The sequence below is a fragment of the Hominiventricola aquisgranensis genome (assembly GCF_040096225.1).
In the GTDB taxonomy this organism is placed as follows: domain Bacteria; phylum Bacillota; class Clostridia; order Lachnospirales; family Lachnospiraceae; genus Hominiventricola; species Hominiventricola aquisgranensis.
The window spans coordinates 1-20994 of record NZ_JBBMFC010000035.1 but is presented as its reverse complement, the minus strand read 5'-3'; the positions used below and the strand labels follow the sequence as shown (position 1 = coordinate 20994).

The 20994-nt window shown below is 46.9% G+C and carries 22 protein-coding genes; 3 read left to right on the top strand and 19 right to left on the bottom strand.

What is annotated here, in order from left to right; all coding sequences use genetic code 11:
* The 15 genes from WMO62_RS14285 to WMO62_RS14215 form a co-directional block, all read right to left on the bottom strand.
* A partial coding sequence (locus WMO62_RS14285) for an aminopeptidase (RefSeq protein ID WP_349145077.1) occupies positions 1–1024 on the bottom strand: 1024 nt, incomplete at its 3' end.
* A 20-nt stretch (positions 1025–1044) separates the two neighbouring features.
* Positions 1045–3540: a hypothetical protein gene (locus tag WMO62_RS14280; protein ID WP_349145076.1), complete on the bottom strand. Its 2496-nt coding sequence runs from the start codon at positions 3538–3540 to the stop codon at positions 1045–1047.
* A gap of 80 nt (positions 3541–3620) precedes the next feature.
* Positions 3621–4055: a hypothetical protein gene (locus tag WMO62_RS14275; protein WP_147357184.1), complete on the bottom strand. Its 435-nt coding sequence runs from the start codon at positions 4053–4055 to the stop codon at positions 3621–3623.
* A gap of 137 nt (positions 4056–4192) precedes the next feature.
* Positions 4193–4882, bottom strand: coding sequence for a V-type ATP synthase subunit D (locus WMO62_RS14270; protein WP_117498474.1), 690 nt, complete (start codon positions 4880–4882; stop codon positions 4193–4195).
* 13 nt (positions 4883–4895) lie between these two features.
* Positions 4896–6266 carry a V-type ATP synthase subunit B gene (locus tag WMO62_RS14265; protein ID WP_117498472.1) on the bottom strand — a complete coding sequence of 457 codons (1371 nt, stop codon included), beginning with the start codon at positions 6264–6266 and terminating at the stop codon, positions 4896–4898.
* Positions 6267–8033: a V-type ATP synthase subunit A gene (locus tag WMO62_RS14260; RefSeq protein ID WP_118439431.1), complete on the bottom strand. Its 1767-nt coding sequence runs from the start codon at positions 8031–8033 to the stop codon at positions 6267–6269.
* Positions 8034–8053: 20 nt separating this feature from the next.
* On the bottom strand, positions 8054–8374 hold the full coding sequence (locus tag WMO62_RS14255; protein ID WP_117498468.1) for a V-type ATP synthase subunit F: 321 nt from the start codon (positions 8372–8374) through the stop codon (positions 8054–8056).
* Positions 8367–9338, bottom strand: coding sequence for a V0D/AC39 family V-type ATPase subunit (locus WMO62_RS14250; RefSeq protein WP_118512228.1), 972 nt, complete (start codon positions 9336–9338; stop codon positions 8367–8369). Before WMO62_RS14250 ends, WMO62_RS14255 begins: the two co-directional genes overlap by 8 nt.
* Before the next feature lie 33 nt (positions 9339–9371).
* Positions 9372–9965, bottom strand: coding sequence for a V-type ATP synthase subunit E (locus tag WMO62_RS14245; RefSeq protein ID WP_349145074.1), 594 nt, complete (start codon positions 9963–9965; stop codon positions 9372–9374).
* Between the two features lie 33 nt (positions 9966–9998).
* Positions 9999–10475, bottom strand: coding sequence for a V-type ATP synthase subunit K (locus WMO62_RS14240; protein ID WP_117498463.1), 477 nt, complete (start codon positions 10473–10475; stop codon positions 9999–10001).
* Between the two features lie 2 nt (positions 10476–10477).
* Positions 10478–12493, bottom strand: a complete 2016-nt coding sequence (locus WMO62_RS14235; RefSeq protein WP_349145072.1) for a V-type ATP synthase subunit I — start codon at positions 12491–12493, stop codon at positions 10478–10480.
* Positions 12494–12524: 31 nt separating this feature from the next.
* Positions 12525–12833, bottom strand: coding sequence for a hypothetical protein (locus WMO62_RS14230; RefSeq protein WP_147324681.1), 309 nt, complete (start codon positions 12831–12833; stop codon positions 12525–12527).
* 224 nt (positions 12834–13057) lie between these two features.
* Positions 13058–13543, bottom strand: coding sequence for a deoxycytidylate deaminase (locus WMO62_RS14225; protein WP_117498456.1), 486 nt, complete (start codon positions 13541–13543; stop codon positions 13058–13060).
* 9 nt (positions 13544–13552) lie between these two features.
* Positions 13553–14182 (bottom strand): uracil phosphoribosyltransferase, encoded by a 630-nt coding sequence (upp, locus tag WMO62_RS14220; RefSeq protein WP_117498454.1) that lies wholly within the window; start codon positions 14180–14182, stop codon positions 13553–13555.
* Between the two features lie 13 nt (positions 14183–14195).
* Positions 14196–15242, bottom strand: a complete 1047-nt coding sequence (locus WMO62_RS14215; RefSeq protein ID WP_349145070.1) for an L-threonylcarbamoyladenylate synthase — start codon at positions 15240–15242, stop codon at positions 14196–14198.
* 135 nt (positions 15243–15377) lie between these two features.
* Here WMO62_RS14215 and WMO62_RS14210 point away from each other — a divergent pair, with 135 nt between their 5' ends.
* Positions 15378–15782: an ACT domain-containing protein gene (locus WMO62_RS14210; protein ID WP_147601968.1), complete on the top strand. Its 405-nt coding sequence runs from the start codon at positions 15378–15380 to the stop codon at positions 15780–15782.
* Positions 15783–15785: 3 nt separating this feature from the next.
* Here WMO62_RS14210 and WMO62_RS14205 read toward each other — a convergent pair whose 3' ends face one another.
* Entirely contained in the window at positions 15786–16478 is a 693-nt protein-coding gene (locus WMO62_RS14205; RefSeq protein WP_435390505.1) for an N-acetylmuramoyl-L-alanine amidase, read from the bottom strand.
* A gap of 103 nt (positions 16479–16581) precedes the next feature.
* Positions 16582–18354 carry a glycosyl hydrolase family 18 protein gene (locus tag WMO62_RS14200; protein WP_349145069.1) on the bottom strand — a complete coding sequence of 591 codons (1773 nt, stop codon included), beginning with the start codon at positions 18352–18354 and terminating at the stop codon, positions 16582–16584.
* A 457-nt stretch (positions 18355–18811) separates the two neighbouring features.
* Between WMO62_RS14200 and WMO62_RS14195 the strand changes: the two genes are divergently transcribed.
* Entirely contained in the window at positions 18812–19546 is a 735-nt protein-coding gene (locus tag WMO62_RS14195; RefSeq protein ID WP_178755610.1) for an adaptor protein MecA, read from the top strand.
* A gap of 95 nt (positions 19547–19641) precedes the next feature.
* On the opposite strand, the gene WMO62_RS14190 is transcribed toward WMO62_RS14195, so the two are convergent.
* Entirely contained in the window at positions 19642–19845 is a 204-nt protein-coding gene (locus WMO62_RS14190; RefSeq protein ID WP_117498446.1) for a DUF1858 domain-containing protein, read from the bottom strand.
* 121 nt (positions 19846–19966) lie between these two features.
* On the opposite strand from WMO62_RS14190, the gene WMO62_RS14185 reads away from it, so the two are divergent.
* Complete coding sequence (locus WMO62_RS14185) at positions 19967–20584, top strand: helix-turn-helix domain-containing protein (RefSeq protein WP_117498444.1); 618 nt, start codon at positions 19967–19969, stop codon at positions 20582–20584.
* A 66-nt stretch (positions 20585–20650) separates the two neighbouring features.
* Here the strand turns inward: WMO62_RS14185 and fdxA are convergent, their stop codons facing one another.
* On the bottom strand, positions 20651–20821 hold the full coding sequence (fdxA, locus tag WMO62_RS14180) for a 4Fe-4S ferredoxin (protein WP_117498442.1): 171 nt from the start codon (positions 20819–20821) through the stop codon (positions 20651–20653).
* Positions 20822–20994: the final 173 nt, after the last annotated feature.

The window sequence follows — 20994 nt, the reverse complement described above, 5'->3', positions numbered from 1 at the left end:
CGCCATACTCCGGTCTCTGGATCCACACCAGATCCCAGTGGATGGAGGAAACATTTCCATTTGGAGCTTCATCGTAACAGTTGCCCGGTGTGAGATGAATGGATCCCATGATCTTCTCGTCAAACAGGATATCTTTCATGGGATGCAGCACATATGGATTCACGCCAATGGCAAATTCACCCACATAGCGAGCTCCTTCATCCGTATCAAATACCTTATTAATCCGCTCTGTATCATTGGCGGTCACTTTTACGATCTTACCATTTTCAAAAGTCAGGCAGATATTTTCAAAGGTAAATCCCTGATACACAGAAGGTGTATTGTAGCTTATCGTTCCGTTGATGGAATCACGTACCGGCGCGGTAAATACTTCTCCGTCCGGAATGTTCATGCGGCCTGCACAGGGGATCGCCGGAATATCTTTGATGGAAAAAGTCAGATCTGTTCCCGGTCCTGCCAGATGCACTTTATCAGTCCGGTTCATCAGATCCACCAGCGCACCCATGGCTTTCTCCATACGGCTGTAATCCAGATTGCATACATGGAAATAAAAGTCTTCAAACGCTTCTGTACTGGTACCGGAAAGCTGCGCCATGGCATCGTTCGGATAACGTAATACGACCCATCGGGTCTTCGGCACACGGATCCCATGATGGACCGGAGTCACATAATATTTCTCATAAAGCGCCATCTGTTCGGCTGGCACATCAGAAAGTTCCGTGATGTTATCGCTGCCACGTACTGCAATATAGCAGTCCATACGAGACATTTCCAGGCTGTCCACTTCCGCCATCAGTTCCATCTGTTCTTTGGTACAGTGCATCAGCTGTGCACGCTGAAGCTGCGGATCTGTAAAATGCACAAATGGAACGCCTCCTGCCTCATATACTTTCTTTACGATCTCCTTTGCCAGCGGTCTTGTACTATCGCCTGTGTAATGTACATATACCTTATCTCCTGGTTTTACCTGACAGGAATAGTTCACCAGATTTTCTGCCAGAGTTGTAATTCTATTATCCATCATCTTACTCCTTCTCTCATGCCTTATGGCAGGCAAGTATAAAATACATTTCCCGCCTCTTCAAACATAGAAGAACTGTCATTCATGCCGCCTTTGGTCAGATCATTGCTGCCTGGACGGTAATAAATGATGTTCTGTGCATCATATCCTACGATCAATACGGCTCCACCCGGGATCAATGCCACCACCGGGGAACCCTGACTTACATAGTAAAGAGCCATACTTAAGCTACAGCCTGGAAGAAGACATGCATCTTCCCCTAACTCCTGTGTCAGAATCTGCCAGATGGCAGTTCCCTGATCCAGTTCTGACTGTACATCTGTATAGATCTGTTTTTGTTTTAATAACAACTGTACACACTGCGCAAGATCAGATCCGTCGCCTGCCAGCAGACTGCTATCGTCATAACCATTCAACTGTACCCGGCTCTTTCTGCCGCCACGGCGCCAGTAACACTGATCCGCACTGTACCAGACAGATCCCATGCCATTGTACGCATACTGCACTGCCTCTGTCAGCGTTTCAAATCCTTCTGCACTTCCGTCATAGCGGTATGCAAGATACTGTTTCACAGAGGCATCTCCTGCATCAACGATTCTGCTTCCTTCATAAAGCACCAGACGTACATTGGGCTGCTTCATAGAACCCTTTCTTATATTACCCCCATAGGTCAGCACATATTCATTTCTGCGCACTTCGTCATAGACAGTCGAAAGCTTCAACAGATTCGTATGTGTCTCACTTGTATAGGTGATGGGCTCTGACAATGCTTCCTGCCAGCTTCCATCCGAAGCCTTTGCTACACATGCCAGGTCGATCCGGTTCTCTACGATCGTTACCCCGCTCACATATTTTCCTTTAGAAGAATATTCAAACTGACGTACATCCTTGCCTGCCTGATCACGGATGGTCACACAGTAGAGCGGCTGCATCTCTTTTCCTGCCTGATCCGTATAGATATCAGAGCTGTATCCTGCTCCGTAGATCAGATCCTCTTCCATAAATCCAAGAGTCTTTAACACTTCTCCATCGCCGGTTTCGATTCTTGAGACCACACCGGTGGAAGTATTGAGAAGACAGATAGCACCGCTGTCCTCATCATTCCATGCTGCCAGAAGTCCGCTGTCAGATACCTGCAGGTCAGACGCATTTACATTTCTGGCCAGTATTGTCACAGAATGGTCATCTAAATTTATCTGCAGAAGATTTCCCTGCCAGCAAAGCCATGCCTTACCATTTCCATTCTGAACTGCCAGATCCCCGATATCTTCTTTCATTGCCGCATAAGACTGATTAGACGGCACAAAGAACAGTTCCTCCACCGTATTCATCAGTGCATCATAATGGCAGAACATGACCCCGCTTCTGCCTTCATAACGTCCGCGGTTCATATAGCCATACAGCAGAAAATCCATACTTCCGGTATCATCTACTTTCAACAGACGGAAATCATGCTCTTTCCAGGCAGCTCTGCCATCCTGTCCATCCGTGAATCCATAGACCAGACTCAGACGATTCTGGCCATAATCATAACTCCACAGCTGCCCCTGCTCTACAAATCCAACCACATTTTCTTCTGTATTCTTCATATAGACCGGTTCACTGCTCTGGATACCGAAGGACAGTTTTCCATCTTCCACCAGCTGACGACCCGGTTCCAGGATCTTGTCTGTCCAGCGCTCATAAGCCAGCAGGTAGATCCTGGTGGAAGTATAGCGCAGACGGTATGCTTCTCTTACCTGGTACTGCTCATTGATCTCTGTATTGGTCACCTGATATTCCATGGTCAGAGCGGTAATGTCGCTCTCAAGTTCTGTGAAACGCAGACTAGGATCACCGATCTGCTCCACCTGCATGTCCCCCCAGGTCACAGGACCGGAACGGGAATGAATGTTAATATATCCCAGATTCTTGCCATCCATACTTCCATCCTGCTCCAGATAATTCAATACGCCATCTGAATCACCGGTCAGCGTCATCTCATGAAACCGTTGCGCAAAATCCACGCAGTCCTGCACATGATTCGTTCCCAGGTAAGTCAGGATTGAATAGAACCGTACCAGATCCTGATCTTCGGTCTGTACCTTCAGTACCAGAAGATATTCTTCTCCCTGGGTCAGAAGATCTTTGAGTGTCAGAGAAATGTGCAGATACTTTCCATCGTCTTCCGCCTGCAGATCGTCTCCACTTTCGATCAGACGGCTCATGTCCAGACTTCTCACTTCGTAGGACACTGACTTGATCTGTGCATTATATTTTTCCAGTGCCAGTCCTACTTTATGATCCTCTGATACACCGATCACACTGTCCCGCATGCTGGCTCCGTCCATATCTTCCACGTAGCCGTGCATTTCATTATAGAGGACACCGTCCTGTTCCGCGTGGACGACCGGCAACTGTGCCTGTGCCATATCGCCGGTCATATCCCGGTTACCCATACGGGTCATATATGTCATAAAGATCATGCCTGCCAGAAATGCAAGCACAACAGTGGTATATTGTATGATTCTTCTTTTCATGTCTCTCTCCATCTATCGAAAACTGTTATGCCCTTCATTCTAGCAGTCTTTCTCCGGTGGGTCAAGCACCCGCAGCCAGTCTATCTCCGGCGTTTTTTCTTCCTTCTCACCAGCATTTCCTGCAGCAGAAGAACGCCGGTCAGATCACGGATCTGTTCCCAATCAGGACTATTTTCACCAAAATTTTCCCTTTTCTGCGCCTGTTCCCACACTTCCTGAGACTTTCGAAGCAATGACAGCCGATCCGGATACTCGTCATACATCATACTGCCTTCATATTCCAGCCGGTCACAGCATTCCTCCACATAAGGCTGGAGTCGTCTTGCCATCAACGGATACATTTCCATGATCCGCTTCTTATCCTCCACATCTTCCATCTGTTCCGGATCGTTCCACAGACTGATGTAATGCCTGCTGCTTCCATAAGGATACAGCCATGGGTAGAACTGCTCCGGCCGATACAGGCTGCAGGACGCGCCAATATAGTAAGGATTCCATTCCTGGATTTCTTTCATGAACACCTGCTCCATTCTCCTATCATATCTGTAATATATATATGCAGTCTGTCAGATGCAGGTGAAATACAATAAAAATTCCATAAAAAAAGCCATCCGGGGAAATCCCCGGACAGCCTTTTACTTTTCCCAGTCGACTAATCCTGTTCGATCTCGACAGCATAGCCTGCCTGTTTTTCCTTATAATGATGGGTCTGTTCCAGCATCATATCCTTCACCTTCATCAGACGGATCTGCGTAGAACGCTCATTCTCGTCCAGCTTCATGGTGATGTATTTAATATGCTCCTGTGCCTGCGGAATGATCACATGCTCCAGAGCATTTACACGACGACGGGTCTTCTCAATCTCTGCCGCCATGAGCTGGCATGCTTTCTCCGTCTCAGCCAGCTTCAGCATATCCGGCAAAATGTCAGCCAATGATTTGACTGCATCATCCAGATCACCGGATGTATAAGCAAAACCATAAGAATAGATGTCATTCTCGTCAGCGGTTCTGGTCTTGTACTCAAAGACCGGGATATCCACACTCATGACATTCTTCTTGTCTGTCTCCAGATAGACTTCCTGTTTGGGAGCCATCAGAGCAGTATGAAGAGTTTCCTCAGACATACCTGCTTTGGCAATGACAAAATTCTTATTGGCAGCCTTGATACCTGCTTCCACTTTCTGGCGCAGTGCCATGTTTTCCCGTACCAGATCCAGGAACTGACGCATCAATTCGTCCCGCTTGTCCTTCAGAAGCTTATGACCTTTAGTGGCCGTCACCAGTTTTTTCTTCTGGCGTGTCAGCTCCATTCGGGTGGGGTTCACCTGTGTAGATGCCACGTGCAGTCACCTCCTACTTTCCGTAGTACTGATCCAGGAACTTATCGTCAATACGTTTCAGCTCGCTTCTCGGCAGGATGGACAGAAGCTTCCATCCGATGCTCAGTGTCTCTTCGATATCACGGTCTGCCTGGAATCCCTGAGATACATACTGTTTCTCAAATTCATCTGCAAATTTTGCATAGATCAGATCGATATCAGAGAGTGCTGCCTCACCAAGAATGGTCATAAGCTCTTTCGCATCTTTACCTCTTGCATAGGCTGCAAACAGCTGGTTCAGTGTATTGGAGTGATCCGCACGGGTCTTGCCCTCGCCGATACCCTTATCCTTCAGACGGGACAGAGACGGCAGTACATCAATCGGCGGATTGATACCTTTTCTGTAAAGCTCACGGCTTAAGATGATCTGACCCTCTGTGATGTATCCGGTAAGGTCAGGGATCGGATGCGTCTTATCATCCTCAGGCATGGTCAGGATCGGAATCATGGTGATGGATCCTTCTTTACCCTTCTGGCGTCCTGCTCTCTCATACATCTGAGCAAGGTCCGTATACATGTAACCCGGATATCCACGACGTCCCGGAACCTCTTTACGTGCTGCGGAGATCTCACGAAGAGCATCTGCGTAGTTGGTAATATCAGTAAGGATAACCAGAACATGCATGTCCTTTTCAAATGCCAGGTACTCTGCAGCGGTCAGTGCCATACGCGGAGTTGCAATACGTTCAACAGCCGGGTCATTTGCCAGGTTGACAAATAGTACGGTTCTGTCCAGAGCACCGGTCTCGCGGAAGCTCTCTACGAAGAAATTGGATTCCTCGAAGGTAATACCCATAGCTGCAAATACTACAGCGAATTTTTCATCTTTTCCTCTTACTTTTGCCTGTCTTGCAATCTGTGCGGCAAGCTGTGCATGCGGAAGACCGGAAGCAGAGAAGATGGGAAGCTTCTGTCCACGAACCAGGGTGTTCAGTCCGTCGATTGCGGAGATACCTGTCTGAATGAACTCGTTCGGATAACTTCTTGCTGCCGGGTTCATAGGCAGACCGTTGATATCCAGACGTTTGTCCGGCAGGATCTCAGGACCACCATCGATAGGACGGCCCATACCGTCAAATACACGGCCCAGCATATCTTCAGAAGCACCAAGCTCCATACTTCTTCCCAGGAAACGTACTTTACTGTTGGACAGGTTAATACCGGTAGAACTCTCGAAGAGCTGTACCATGGCGTCGGTACCGTTTACCTCAAGTACTTTACAGCGGCGGGTCTCGCCGTTAGCCAGCTCGATCTCACCCAGTTCATCATAGGTGACGCCTTCCACGCCCTGTACCAGCATCAGCGGTCCGGCTACTTCCTGTATGGTTCTATATTCCTTTGGCATTTAGAAGTCCTCCTTTCCGCATACATCAGCAATCTGAGTATCCAGAGTATCCAGAACTTTCTGGTATTCTGCATCCAGATTCTCTTCCAGTGTATATTTGTAACGTCCGATCTGCTCACGAACAGGAAGTTTGATCAGATCCTGTACGCCTGCACCATTTCCAAGTGCTTCCACAGATTTATCATAATATGCAAGTACCAGTCTCATCATGAGGAGCTGTTTCTTCAGAGAAGTATACGTATCTACCTCATGGAAGGAGTTCTGGTGCAGGAAGTCCTCACGGATAGAACGGGCAGCTTCCATCTTCAGACGGTCCGGAGCGGACAGAGCATCCATACCTACCATCTGTACGATCTCGTTGAGCTGTGCCTCATCCTGAAGCAGGGACATCATTTCCTGACGGCCGCTCATCCAGTCTTCTGCAACATTCTTTGTAAACCATCCGGCGATGTTGTCCAGATACAGAGAGTAACTGGTCAGCCAGTTGATTGCCGGGAAGTGACGTTTGTAAGCCAGTGCGGAATCCAGTCCCCAGAATACCTTAACGATACGCAGGGTTGCCTGAGATACCGGCTCAGAAATATCTCCACCTGGCGGGGATACTGCTCCGATTACGGACAGTGCGCCTTCTCTTCCATCTTTTCCAAGGTTTACCACATGTCCGGCTCTCTCATAGAACTGTGCCAGACGGGATCCTAAGTATGCCGGGTAACCTTCCTCTCCAGGCATCTCCTCCAGACGTCCTGACATCTCACGAAGAGCCTCTGCCCAACGGGAAGTGGAGTCTGCCATCAGTGCTACGGAATAACCCATGTCACGGAAATACTCAGCAATGGTGATACCGGTATAGATAGATGCCTCACGGGCAGCAACCGGCATATCGGATGTATTGGCGATCAGAACGGTACGCTCCATCAAAGACTTTCCGGTCTTCGGATCTTTCAGTTCCGGGAACTCGTTCAGAACGTCGGTCATCTCGTTTCCACGCTCACCACATCCGATATAAACAACGATATCTGCTTCTGCCCATTTTGCAAGCTGATGCTGGATAACTGTCTTTCCTGAACCGAACGGTCCCGGTACAGCTGCAACACCACCTTTTGCGATTGGGAAGAACATATCGACAACACGCTGACCAGTTACCAGAGGCATGGTCGGCGGAAGTTTTTTCTTGTACGGACGGCCTTTACGAACCGGCCATTTCTGCATCAGAGATACTTCTTTGTCACCATCTTTGGTCGTCACAACTGCCACGGTTTCATCAACGGTAAAATCGCCGCCTTTGATCTCCTTGATGGTTCCTTCGATTCCATAAGGAATCATGATTCTCTGCTCGACAACTGCAGTCTCCTGAACGGTACCGATGATATCGCCTGCCTCTACCTCATCGCCTGCTTTTGCAGTCGGAACGAAGGTCCACTTCTTATCGCGCTTCAGAGAAGGAACTTCCACACCACGCTTTAAGTTGTTGCCGCAGAGTTTCATAATATCGTCCAGCGGACGCTGAATACCATCATAGATACTGGTAATCAGACCCGGTCCAAGTTCTACGGACAGAGGCATCTCTGTGGACTCTACCGGTTCACCCGGTCCAAGTCCCGCAGTCTCCTCATATACCTGAATAGATGCCTGATCACCGTGCATCTCGATGATCTCACCAATCAGACGCTGCTCGCTTACACGAACCACATCGTACATGTTGGCATCCCGCATTCCCTCTGCGATGACCAGAGGTCCTGCCACTTTCTTTATCGTGCCTTTACTCATTGAATGGATTCACCTGCTTTCTAATCATTTCCGAACAGGATATCAGAACCGACTGCCTGTTCTACCGACTTTTTCACTCCTTCGATACCTGCGCCTGTATTTCCGGCCACGCCTGGTATCTGGATGATTGCCGGGAGAACCTGCTCCCGGTATCTGGCTATCTCATGAGGGATCTGCGCTGCCAGCTCTTCGGTAATATAGATCACGGCATACTCGCCGGTTGCCAGTCTCCTCAGTGTTTCTTCTCCCTCCCGGATATCGGATACAGGATGAATGTCCAGGCCCAGTGACGCGAATCCATAGATACTGTCATATGCGCCCATTACTGCGATCTTATACATACATCTCCCTTACCCTTTCCCGGATGGAATCGTCTGATAAGCCATTCTGCTTACAGGTAAGAATGATTCTCACCGTTTTTATTTCATTTTGTCTTGCGATCACATATGCCACCAGCGGTCCGACAGAAAACGGATTGGTCTTCTGCGGCTGGATCGTCTCAATGATCCGGTTGTCGCACCAACGTTCAAATGCTGACGGAGATTCTTTGAGTGCCTCTGCAGCCTCTGCATAACCTGCACCATTCAGATATTCCATCACAGCATCCAGACCAACCAGTGCTGCATGTGCCAGCCGCTCCACATTAAGTGTTTTGCACGGAGCCATGGCACGTTTCATAAACTCCAGCGACTTACCGGTCTTACAGCATCTGACTGCCACTTTGATGTTGGCAACTGCTACTGTTGACTCTGCATAATCGCGGATGATCGCTGCTTTGGATTTCTTTCCTGCTGCCAGGATTGCTTCCATGGTCGCCCGGTCGATGATCACATCACATAGCTGACCGTCTCCCGAATGAAGCAGCGTGTCCACTGCCTCGCTGGCAGCTTCCCGCATATTCTCCGGTAAAGCCTGATAATCTTTTTCCCGGATGATCCTTGTCATTTCCTCTTTGGAAATGGGTGTACCTTCAAAATAGATATTGGCGCCGCTCTTGCCAGTACATACTTCCTTGACCGCCGCCTTCAGGTTGTGGAACCAGTTGGGATAAGAGAGGACATCAAATACATCCATGTCCACCTGCATCTCCCTGATGGTCTCCCAGATTTTTTCCTGTTCCCTTGTGAGAATTGCATCCGCATTCAGTGGAACATCCACACCGCCCCAGCCATGTTCTGTCAGAAATCTCAGACAGCTCTCATGATCTTTGCAGGCAATGAGCTGCTCAATCGTAGATGAGGAAAACAGGGATACCTCCAAAGCACGGATTCGCGCAACCGCGTAGGTATACTTTGTATCAGACAATGATAACCCTCCTTCTATGGCGAATCTGCTTTTTTATAAAAATAACATCTCGTTGACCCGATCCTGAAGCTGATCTTTCTTCGCATCAAACAGTGCTTTCAGCGTACAGTTCTCTTCCACGCCTCCATAGACCAGGATAAAACCATCCGGGATTTCCTTCGGTTCTTTTTTCAGAGTCAGGCTTCCGCCGTTCTCCTGTGCAGCCGCTTCGATTTTTTTCTCAAAGTCAGCCGGCATGCGTCCAAGGTCTGCTGCGGAAAAATAGATCTCTCCTTTATCCGCCAGCGCATAGGTCTTTACTAATTTTTCCATTGTCAGGAAATAACTTGCCGTATCCTCTTCCTTCAGAGTCTGGTAAGCACTTCCGATAATCTCTGCAATGATCTCCTGCTTTGCTTTCAGCAGTGCGGTCTTGCGTTTCTGCTCAGCTGCCGAATGAATCCGGCCATCCTGTACAGTCTTCAGAGCGGCTGCTTTATCAGAGGCTTCCTTCTCCATTGCCTCACATGCTGCTTTGGCATCGGCAAGGATCTGTTCTGCTTCTTTCTGTGCTGCTTCGACCCGCTCTTTTGCAGAGGCTTCGGCTTCTTCCTGAATCTGGCTTGTAATCTTATCCAATCCGGTCATTCTAAAGCTTCCCTCCTTACATTCCTGTGGTTATTATACGGTCGGAAGTGCAAGAATGGAAATCAGAAGAGCCAGAATTGCGTAGGTCTCAACCATTGCCGGGAACAGCATTGCTTTACCAAACTGATCCGGTTTCTTTGCAACGATTCCGATAGATGCAACTGCGGTTTTACCCTGATGAATAGCAGATACAAGACCAACGATTCCGATCGGAAGGCAAGCTGCCATTACCATCAGTCCGGTTGCTACAGAAAGCTCAGCGGAAGCTGCGCCCAGAAGTCCATATCTGGAAAGTGCAACGAATGCTACCAGCAGACCGTAGATACCCTGTGTACCAGGAAGCAGCTGGATAACCAGAACCTTCGCGAATTTGGAAGGATCTTCCGTAACAACGCCTGCTGCTGCCTGTCCGGCAACACCTACACCATATGCAGAACCACATCCTGCCAGGATAACTGCCAGTGCTGCTCCGATTAACGCCCATCCATTACCAGTAATACTGCTTAACATAATTATTTTTCCTCCTTGATATCCACATATTTGGTTTTCAATTTAAACGGCTGGAACGGTTGTCCACCGCCTTCGTAAAATTTTCCAAAGAACTCCACATATTGGAGTCTGCAGGTGTGTACATACGCACCCAGAAGGTTGATCGCCATATTGAATGTATGACCGATCACAAATACAACAATAAAGAGAATCACTCCTCCGATGCTCTTTCCGCCCATGCTTCCCATCTGGTTGACTACGGAAGCGATAACTCCGGTTGCAAGGCCAAGTGCCAGCAGACGGGAGTAGGAAAGTACATCACTGAGCCAGCCTGTAATGTTGTACAGGTCATAAGCACCCAGTGCAATGCGAAGAGCCGGATTCTTGCTGGAACGGCCGGAGAACAGTACGATTCCAACTGCACCCAGGATCGCGCTCCATTTTGCTGCTGCATTGAGAGCTGCCGGGAATACGATCTGTTTTCCTGCAATGCCTGCAAACATGCTGGACGGGATCAGAATACCGATCAGTCCAAGAAGCAGCATGTACCAGAATACAACGTCACAGATAAAATCCATATATTTGTGATCTCTGATACACATATATCCCTTTAATGCAAGTCCGGTGAACAGATGGATCACACCGAACAGCATGGAATACAGAAGCATTCTCATCGGCTCATTCAACGGTACGAACCACAATGCCGGGATCGATATCTTGTGACCAAAGAAGGTCTCCGATATGACATCCAGCGCGTCTCCAAAATAACCGCCGAACAGTATGCCCCATACCAATGTGGAAATACCACACCAGAAGAATAACTGAATGGATTTTCTTAAATTCTCCTCGATCCGCGGGAATTTCAGAAGAACGATTCCGCATACCAGCGAAACGATCAATCCATAAGCTGCATCGGACAACATCAGTCCGAATAAAAATACATAAAAAATCGATGTAAAGAACGTGGGGTCGATCTCTCCTTTTGCAGGAAGACCGAAGGATGCAAGCACACCCTCCACAGACTCGGAAAACCGATTGTTATGAAGCAGGACCGGAGCTTCTTCATCCTCTGCGATCTCTTCTGCTTCTGCTGCCGCACCATATCTGTCGGTCAGCTCTTTGACGATTGCCTCTGCTTTCTGTGCCGGAACATAGCCGCTTACCGCAAATGTACTCTTTGTCTGAGGAAGCTCTCCAAGAATCCGATATTTTTCGGCTCTTGTCTGATAGTAATCTGAGATCAGCTCCAGATCCTGCCTGCTTGCAGCATAAGAGGCGATCTCACGCCCCAGCTCCTCTGCTTTGCTTTGCGCTTCTTTCATCTCTGCCAGAAGCTCTTCCTTGTACTGTGCCGGTATCTTAGAAACGGCTGATGACGGCTTTGCAAATCCCGCCGTCCGAAGTGCTTCCTCCACTTTGGATGCATCCTGTCTGAGACATACAACAGCCAGATAAGTAAAATCCTTATCTTTGGATATCAGTTCGACATTTACTGCCTCGATCTCCGGTGCTGCGTCTGCAAGAATCTTCAGCACACTCTGCTGATCCTGCTGTCCTGGTAATGTACCGATCAGAAATGCTGTACTTCTCGTTCCTGAGAAGTTTACCGGAACTGTCAGACCAAGCCATGGTGTAAGCGTTTCTGCCTGATTTTCCAGTTTCTGTGCTGCTGCCTGACTCTCAGCCACCTGCTTATCCAACATTATGATCTTGGTTGCGGTCTGCATAAAATTGTCCTGCTGCGCAGCAGCTTTTGCAAGAGACTCCTTATCAACCAGCGGCTTTCCCGCCAGGGAGTCCAGCATTCCTTTTTTCTCCGGTGCATACTCATCCAGTATATGGAGTGCCTGGTCCGCAGTCTGGGACCTTCTCTCGAAAGTCGATCTGGAACTGCTTACATCCTGTTTCTCACAGAGTTCTTCATCTTCCAGCCGGATATCGACTTCCATGGCTCCGAGTTCCTGCAGACGTTCCAGGATCGCTTTCCGATTCTTCTTCAATGCACAGATATTGATCCGCTGCATCTGCACGATTGCCATATGCACATCCCTCCTTTTCTTTTTTTCAGGCTTAAACTAATGACGCGATCACAGCTTTTACTGCATCTGCCCGTTTAGGCTCGATAAGCTGTTTCAGTGCATCCACTTCCTTGAGGGCCTGTGCCTCCGCGTCTGACAATTGTGTTTCGTTGTCTTTTACAAATGCATCCTCTGCATCCTGTCTCTGAGTACGGATCCTGTTCTCCGTCTCAGCTTTCATGGTTTTGGCTTTCGCCTTTGCTTCCTCCACAATGGATCCCGATTTTTCCTCTGCTTTCTGAAGCACTGCCGCCGCTTTCGCCTCGGCTTCTTTGACTGACTTCAAAGTCTCGTCCAGCATCTTTTCACCACCTTTGTTTTCAGATTTTTCATCAGATTCTTTGCCTTTTCTTAGCATTGTAGCACAATAATTTAGTTCTTTCAACCAAGTCGTTAAAAGCTTGACAATTTAATATATAATGTTTTAACAAGAGTTTACTGTCTGAACCTACTAATAAATAGGAAAGTTTACCCTGTTTTTTATAACCAAGAAGGCCGTCGTAAACTACGACAGCCCCTCCTTACTCACACCTTTAATTCAAGAATTCTTCCATTACTCCTGTACGGAGTCATCTTCACCCCTGCAGAGGTAAGCATCCGTCTGGATGCCAGATTCGCCGGTGTCCCATTATATTTATCATCCGCGTAGACCAGTTCTGCGATTCCCACCTGAATGATCGCCTTGGCGCACTCATTGCACGGAAACAACGTAACATAAAGCTTCGTTCCTTCCAGGCTTCCACCTCTGTAATTCAGGATCGCGTTAAGCTCACTGTGCGTCACATACGCATATTTGCTGTCGCACAGATCTCCTTCTCTGTTCCACGGATACTCATCATCGTCACAGCCCTTTGGAAATCCATTATATCCCATAGACAGAATTTTATTCTCCTGGCTTACAATGCATGCTCCCACCTGGGTATTGGGATCTTTGGAACGCATAGCGGAAAGCTGTGCGATTCCCATAAAATACTCATCCCAGGAAATATAATCCGTTCTCTTTCCGCTCATAGATTCCTCCTACTTGGTTCCAAAAATACGGTCGCCGGCATCTCCAAGACCCGGAACGATGTATCCGTTCTCATTCAGATGATCATCAAGAGCACCCACATAGATATCTACATCCGGATGTTCTTCTTTCATTCTTTCAATTCCCTGCGGTGCAGCCACGATGCACATAAAACGGATCTTTTTAACCCCTCTGTTTTTCAGCATGGTGATTGCTGCAACAGAAGACCCACCGGTTGCCAGCATAGGATCAACTACAAAGACATCTCTCTCAGCGCAGTCCTGAGGAAGCTTGCAGTAATACTCCACCGGTTCCAGAGTTTCTTCATTTCTGTACAGACCAATGTGACCTACTTTTGCAGCCGGGATCATGGTCAGCATACCGTCGACCATGCCAAGACCGGCACGAAGGATCGGAACGACTGCCAGCTTCTTACCTGCCAGTTCCTTTGCAGTCATATGACTGATCGGTGTATCGATCTCCACATCTGTCAGTTTCAGATCTCTGGTCGCCTCATAACACATCAGCATAGCGATCTCACTGATCAACTGACGAAAATCTTTGGATCCTGTCTCCTTGCGACGGATCAATCCAATTTTGTGCTGGATCAGCGGATGATCCATGATGGTTACTTTTGACATTTCTTTTGTCCTCCTATTTTCTGTCAGATACATCAACTTTTTGATGTCCTGCCGCTTTCAGTAAACGATTCATAATGGCTTCTCCAAGCCCTGGTGCTTTGAATGATTCAGAATAGATCTGCTCTACTCCATCCTCATCAAACTCCCGCAGCACCGCAAACAAATGACTGGCGATGGAAAGTTCATCCTTTCTGGTTCCGACACATTTGATATCCCCTTTAGGATAACGGGAACGTGTCTCCTCTGTACAGATAATGCCTGTCCGACCCTTTTCTGCCTGCTCATTGATATAAGAAATCACCTGCTCCATAGGACCTTCCACAATCTTCAAGTCCGCTTTCGGCGCATAATGGCGATACTTCATCCCCGGTGCTTTCGGATGAATATTGGAATCATTGGCGATCAGACCTCTGTCGATCTGTGCTTCTCCAAGCACGGCCTGTACCATATCCAATGAAATAAACCCAGGCCGAAGGATCGTAGGAATCTCTTCTGTCAGATCCACAATAGTGGATTCCAGTCCGATAGTGACCGCTCCGCCATCCAGGATCATTGGAATCTTACCCTGAAGATCTTCGTACACATGCTGTGCCGTGGTCGGGCTGGGTCTGCCAGATGTATTGGCACTTGGCGCTGCAATATAGCCGCCGCCCTGACGGATCAGCTCCAGTGCAATAGGATCAGATGGCATACGGATGGCTACTGTATCAAGCCCACCCGTCGTTCCGTAAGGAACCAGATCATTTTTCTCAAGGATCATAGTCATAGGTCCCGGCCAGAATGCTTCTGCCAGCTTGTAAGCTGCCTTTGGCACTTTTTTCACGATTTTTTCCAGATGTTCCATGTCTGCCACATGAACGATCAGAGGATTATCCGAAGGCCGTCCCTTTGCCTCATAAATCTTTCTGGAAGACTCTTCATGAAGGCCATCCCCACCAAGACCGTAGACGGTCTCCGTCGGAAATGCCACAAGTCCTCCGCTTTTCAGGATCTCACCCGCCCTTTTCAGAACATCCAGATCCATGTTCTCTCTATCTATTTTGATAACTTCTGTCTGCAATGTATTCACCTCACTTTTATCAGTGTAGCATTCCAGACAAAAAAAATCAATGTTCCCATTGCCCGCCATCCGTTAATTTGCTACAATGTATGTTAGCTCAGAATAATAACTTACGCAAAAAGGAGATCTTAACCCATGTTAAAACAGCTTTCTATATATGCAGAGAACAAAAAAGGAACCGTTCAGCACATCACCGGTATTCTTGCTGAGCAGGGCATCAACATCTTAGGATCCGTCATTAATGACGGCACGGAGTATGGTGTGATCCGTATGGTCGTATCCGATCCGGAAAAAGCCCTCGCTTCCTTGAAAGAAGCAGACTATCTGTGCAAACTCATTGATGTCCTCGGTGTCGAAGTAGCCGATGAAGTCGGTAATCTGAACGAGCTTCTGAAAGCCCTTTCCGACAGCAATGTAAGTGCAGAGTACATTTATCTGTCCTTCAACCGTGATTCCGGCAAGCCGATCATGGTACTCTACACCGATGATATCTATGAAGTAGAGTGCTGCCTGAAGTCCAAAGGTTTTGCAATGCTGTAATCATCACTGATTCATATAGCTGATCATGCCCATAGCCACTGCCCATGCGATTTTATTCTGATACCCGGGATCCTGCAATTTTTTCGCTTCCTCCCAGTTAGACAGGAATCCGCATTCTACAATGGCGATGGGCACATTTGTTTTTTTCAGGATATAATAGCTTTCATTTGCCTTTGCCTGACGCCGATTCTCCGGATCCACATAATCGATCATCTTTTTCTGTATCAATTCCGCCAGTGCTTTTCCCGGTTCTGATGTTCCATAATAAAATACCTGCGCTCCATGAACATATTCCTCATGGTAACTGTTCTGATGGATGCTGATCACGCAGTCCGGCTGATTTTCATTGATGATACTGACCCGTTTTTTCAGATCCTGTACTTTTTTGTTGGATGCATCTTCCTCATACAGTCCCGTATCCGTCTCTCTTGTCATGATCACATCGATATCCTGCTGCTCCAGGATCCTCTTTACTTTATCTGCAATGACCAGATTGAGATCCTTTTCCCTGGAATCATCCACCCCGATCTTCCCTGGATCATTTCCTCCGTGCCCGGCATCAATGACTACGCATTTTTTACCGCTATTTCCGGTAACATGTTCTCCAAGTGTCTGCTGCCATCCTCTCTCTGCCAGTACAAATGCACATAAAATCATCAATACCGACATGATCAGTTCCAGTTTTTTTCTTTCCAAAATAAAAACCGCCGCATAGTCTTTGTTCAAGTCTATGCAGCGGCATATCTAACTATTCAGTGGTTACTCCGATCTGTTCCAGGTCCACATACGTCACCGGACACTAATTTACATATTTCAGAATTACATCCCAGATGCTGGCTCTCTCATACCCCAGTCTCCAGGAGGCAACGCCTGCCAGATCATACTGTTTGATGAGCTGCATCTTATCTTCAATCGAAGTCTCTTCTTCCATCCACATCTGATAGAAACTTCCATTATAATCGATCTCCACATAATACTGCTTCGTAGTATCATCCCATACCTTTTCCGCATTATTATTGGCAACCTTCTCATCAGCAGCGTTCATACCAAGAGCTTCACTGGATACTGTTCCATCTGGATCTGTCTTCCAGAATCTGGTATAGAACGGAACCGCATTGATAACTTTTTCCTTTGGTACTTCTTCCAGTGTTCTGGTGATACCACGTTCCACAAAATCATGAGATGCTACAGAACCTGCTTCTTCAGAACCTGCGTAATGCTCGTCATAGCCCATAACGATCACATAATCTGCCACGACTCCCTGCTCCGCACGGTCATAATGATCCGAAGATGAAGTAGGTACATAGTTATCTACCGATAATACAATGCCGTTGATCCGACACATGATCGACAGTTCCCGGATAAATTCAATATATGCTCTGGAGCACTCTGTCGTAATGGTCTCAAAGTCCACATTGATACCATCCAGTCCGTACTGGATCGCTGCTGCAGTCAGCTGATTGACCAGTCTCTGACGGCTGGAAGTTCTGGAAAGAGTCTCATAGGTGCTTACACCTTCCTTGAAGTTGTCCACCAGTCCCCATACTTCCAGTCCATTCTGATGTGCATAAGTCACATAGGACTGACTTGCCAGAGAGGAAATATTACCATCTGTATCCGCAATGGAGAACCAGGTCGGAGAGATAGTATTCAGCCCTTTGGCATCCGCCACTTTATTCAGCAGCTGATCATTAGCTGCCTGGTTGGTCACCATATGCCAGGTCAGATTGATCTTGTAATCTTTGGAAATATTACTGTATACTGGCTCTTCAAATTCTGGTGCTGCAATCTCCGTCTTTGTCACTGCGGAGATTCTCTTATCCTTAATATATCCAATGTATCCGTCTGCCGTCAGAACTCTCGTCCACTCGTCGATCTCTTCCGGCTCATCCAGCACATACATGATATCTCCCTTATTTACTTTTGTAAGGATCGGACACTTGATTCCCGCCTTGTTTCGGACTGCGCTTGCTTTCTGTGCAGTCACCACATCTTTGGAACCAAATTCGGTAATTACATGGACACGATTGGGCTCTTCCCAATATTCGTAATTAAATGCTGTATATTCTTTAATAAAATCCAGCGCCACATAAGCATCGCTGCCGTCTGCGCGAAGGATCACATAATCTTCACTGTTGGTCGCCTTTGCCACTGCATAGTCAGTACTTCCCACCCCGACGCTGACCAGCTCTGTAGGAAGTGCATACAGGTAAAGGTTCTCTGTAGAATCCCAGTAAAATCTGGAATTGATATACTGATAGACGGTCTCCACATTCAGATATACTCTGCCGTCAATAAATTTTGCTTTGTCCTCCAGCAGTTCATTATTCATGATCACTGCCATACTGTCATCATCAGACAGACCAAAATATTCATTTCCATCCATCATCTCTTTGGATGGCGAATATTTATTATATAAAAATTTCCCCGTCATAAAACCGCCCACCAGCACGATCAGTGCCAAGGCGATCAGAACCGGAAATGCCTGCGGACTGATTCTCCGACGTCGTCTTCTTTTCCGCGGACGTCTTTTTGCCTGTTCCTCTCTTATCTGACGTTCTTCTCTTGCCATATCCACCCTCCAGACTTTTATTATCCTTCGTATTATTTTCAACCTTTTTGCATAGTATAACACAAGACCACCGTTCCCACCACCACTAAATACCGGATATGGACAGACTTTTCTTTTCTGTACCTTAAAACCAATTTCCCTGGTGATCCCGTCATTTTCTGGTGACATGCATATCATTACAGAAGAAAGTTGTGTGATATATTATAACTCATGCATATCGCCTCAGCTGCACATCCCTCCTTTGCCATTCAAAAAACAACTTGGAAGCTTTCACAGAATCGTGAAAAGATTCAGATAAGTAGACTTACAGTTTAATTATACATACATCTGGCTGTTTTGCAAGACAGTTCATAAAAATTTCAGATTTTTTCCTTTATTTCGCTTTTGTGCACACTTTACATATTTCTCTTTTTTGTTTATACTATAACAAAACTAAAAATTCGCAGGTTGTGATTGCATGAAAATAGAAAAAATAAATGAAAACAAAATAAGATGTTTCCTGACCCGTGACGATCTTGAGAACCGTCACATCAAGCTCAGTGAGATTGCCTATGGAACTGAAAAAGCCCGTTCCCTGTTTCGTGATATGATGGAACAGGCATCAAGCCAGTTTGGTTTTGAGGCTGACAATATTCCATTGATGGTGGAAGCGATTCCCATGTCCAATGAGTGCATTATTCTGGACATTACCAAAGTCGCTGACCCGGAAGAACTGGATACCCGTTTTTCCAGATTCTCCCCTGCTTCCCCGGATCTTCTGGATGATTCCCAGAAAGACATGATCCCGGACGGAGCCGATGAAGTTCTGGATCTGTTCCAGAAGCTGTTAGAGCACAGACTGAAAAATACTCCGACTGAGAAGCGGGATCAGCAGGCGGAAGTTCTTGCCAATGAACTGGATATGCATAAATCGTATCTGTTCCACCGCATGAACCCGATCCTTGACGTAGCCCGGATTCTGAGCGGACATTATCATGGAGAGAATTCTCTGTATAAGAACCCGGAGACCGGAGATTATTATCTGCTGGTGAGTAAATCTGACCACAAGCCAGAAGAGTTCAACAAGGTGTGCAATATACTTTCCGAGTATGGCACCTCTGCTAAATATTCTCCTTCCGGAGAAGCTTATATGAAAGAGCACTACACACTGCTGATGGAACACTGTGCACTTCAGCAGCTGGCACTGATCTAAGCTGTTTTTCTGAATCTGCAGTGCAGATTCTGCCACAAAAAAAGCTGTCCGCATACTTCTTAAATGAAGTAGCGAACAGCCTTTTTATACTGGTCTTATTCTGCTCCCAGGAAATTGTTCAGTCTTGCAACAAGAACATCCGGATCAAGTCCATGAACCAGTGCAGCCTCTTCCAGAGTCTCTGCCTGTGCGGACGGACAACCGATGCAATGCATTCCTTCTCTCATGAGGATCGGAATGATATTCTGATCGATCTGTACCAGATCTGAGATAATCATATCTTTAGAAATCTTCTGCATTGTTTCTAAACCTCCTTATCAATTAACGTGGATGGCTTCATTATACGGCGATTCCCTTGCAAAATCAAGGGGATATGCTATAATAAATCTGTCTACAATTTCATAAGGTGGAGGGATGTATATGGATACCAAGCGTTACATGATCTCAGATGCTGCCAGACTGGTGGATGTAGAAGCTCATGTGCTCCGTTACTGGGAGGACGAGCTGGAACTACCAATCAGCCGCAACGAAATGGGTCATCGCTACTATACAGAAGATAACATCCAAATGTTTCACCGCATTAAGGATCTGAAAGAGCAAGGATATCAGCTTAAAGCTATCAAGGTACTGTTGCCGGAGATTGAGCAGGGGCATACACCACCCGCGATCGTTCCCGCACCGGAACCACCCATCAGTGATAAGATGGAGCAATTTCAGATGATCCTTGGAAAAGTCGTTTCTCAGGCATTAAAAGCCAACCAGCTGGAAATGGGAAAAGAGTTGAGCCACCAGGTCTCCACTCAGGTTGTTAAGGAGATGGATTATCTGTTCCGTCTTCAAGAGGAACGAGAAGAAACACATTATAAAAATCTTGATGCGCAGCTTCGCGCAACTCAGCAGAAAGCACAGAAGAATTTCTTCAAAAAGAAGGAAAAAAAGCCAAAAGAAAAAAAGGCTCCAAAGATAAAAGAAGAAAAACAGTCAGGATCCAGGCGACCCTGGTTTTTTGGTACGCATCATCAACAACAGCCAGACTGATCCAACATGACAAAACAGACCCGGAAGCCTGTAGTAACAGGTTCCGGGTCTGCTTGATTGTTTGAATTATTCAGCGTGAATAGCCTCGTTCGGGCACTCTGCTTCGCAGGTTCCGCACTCAAGACATGCATCAGCGTCGATCACGTATTTTCCATCTCCCTCAGAGATAGCATCAGCCGGACAGACAGCTGCGCAGCTTCCGCACTCTACGCAATCATCAGTAATAACATATGCCATGATAATTTTCCTCCTTGTATGATTTTGAATACCTTGTATCAGGCTCTTCTACATATTCTAATATAAAAGAGCACATTATACAAGTGAAATATTTATCAAATAATTATGAATCCTTTCTAAACCGGTTCTCGATCCATGTCTGTAAACTTCGTCAGTTCCGGAATCCAGAGCAG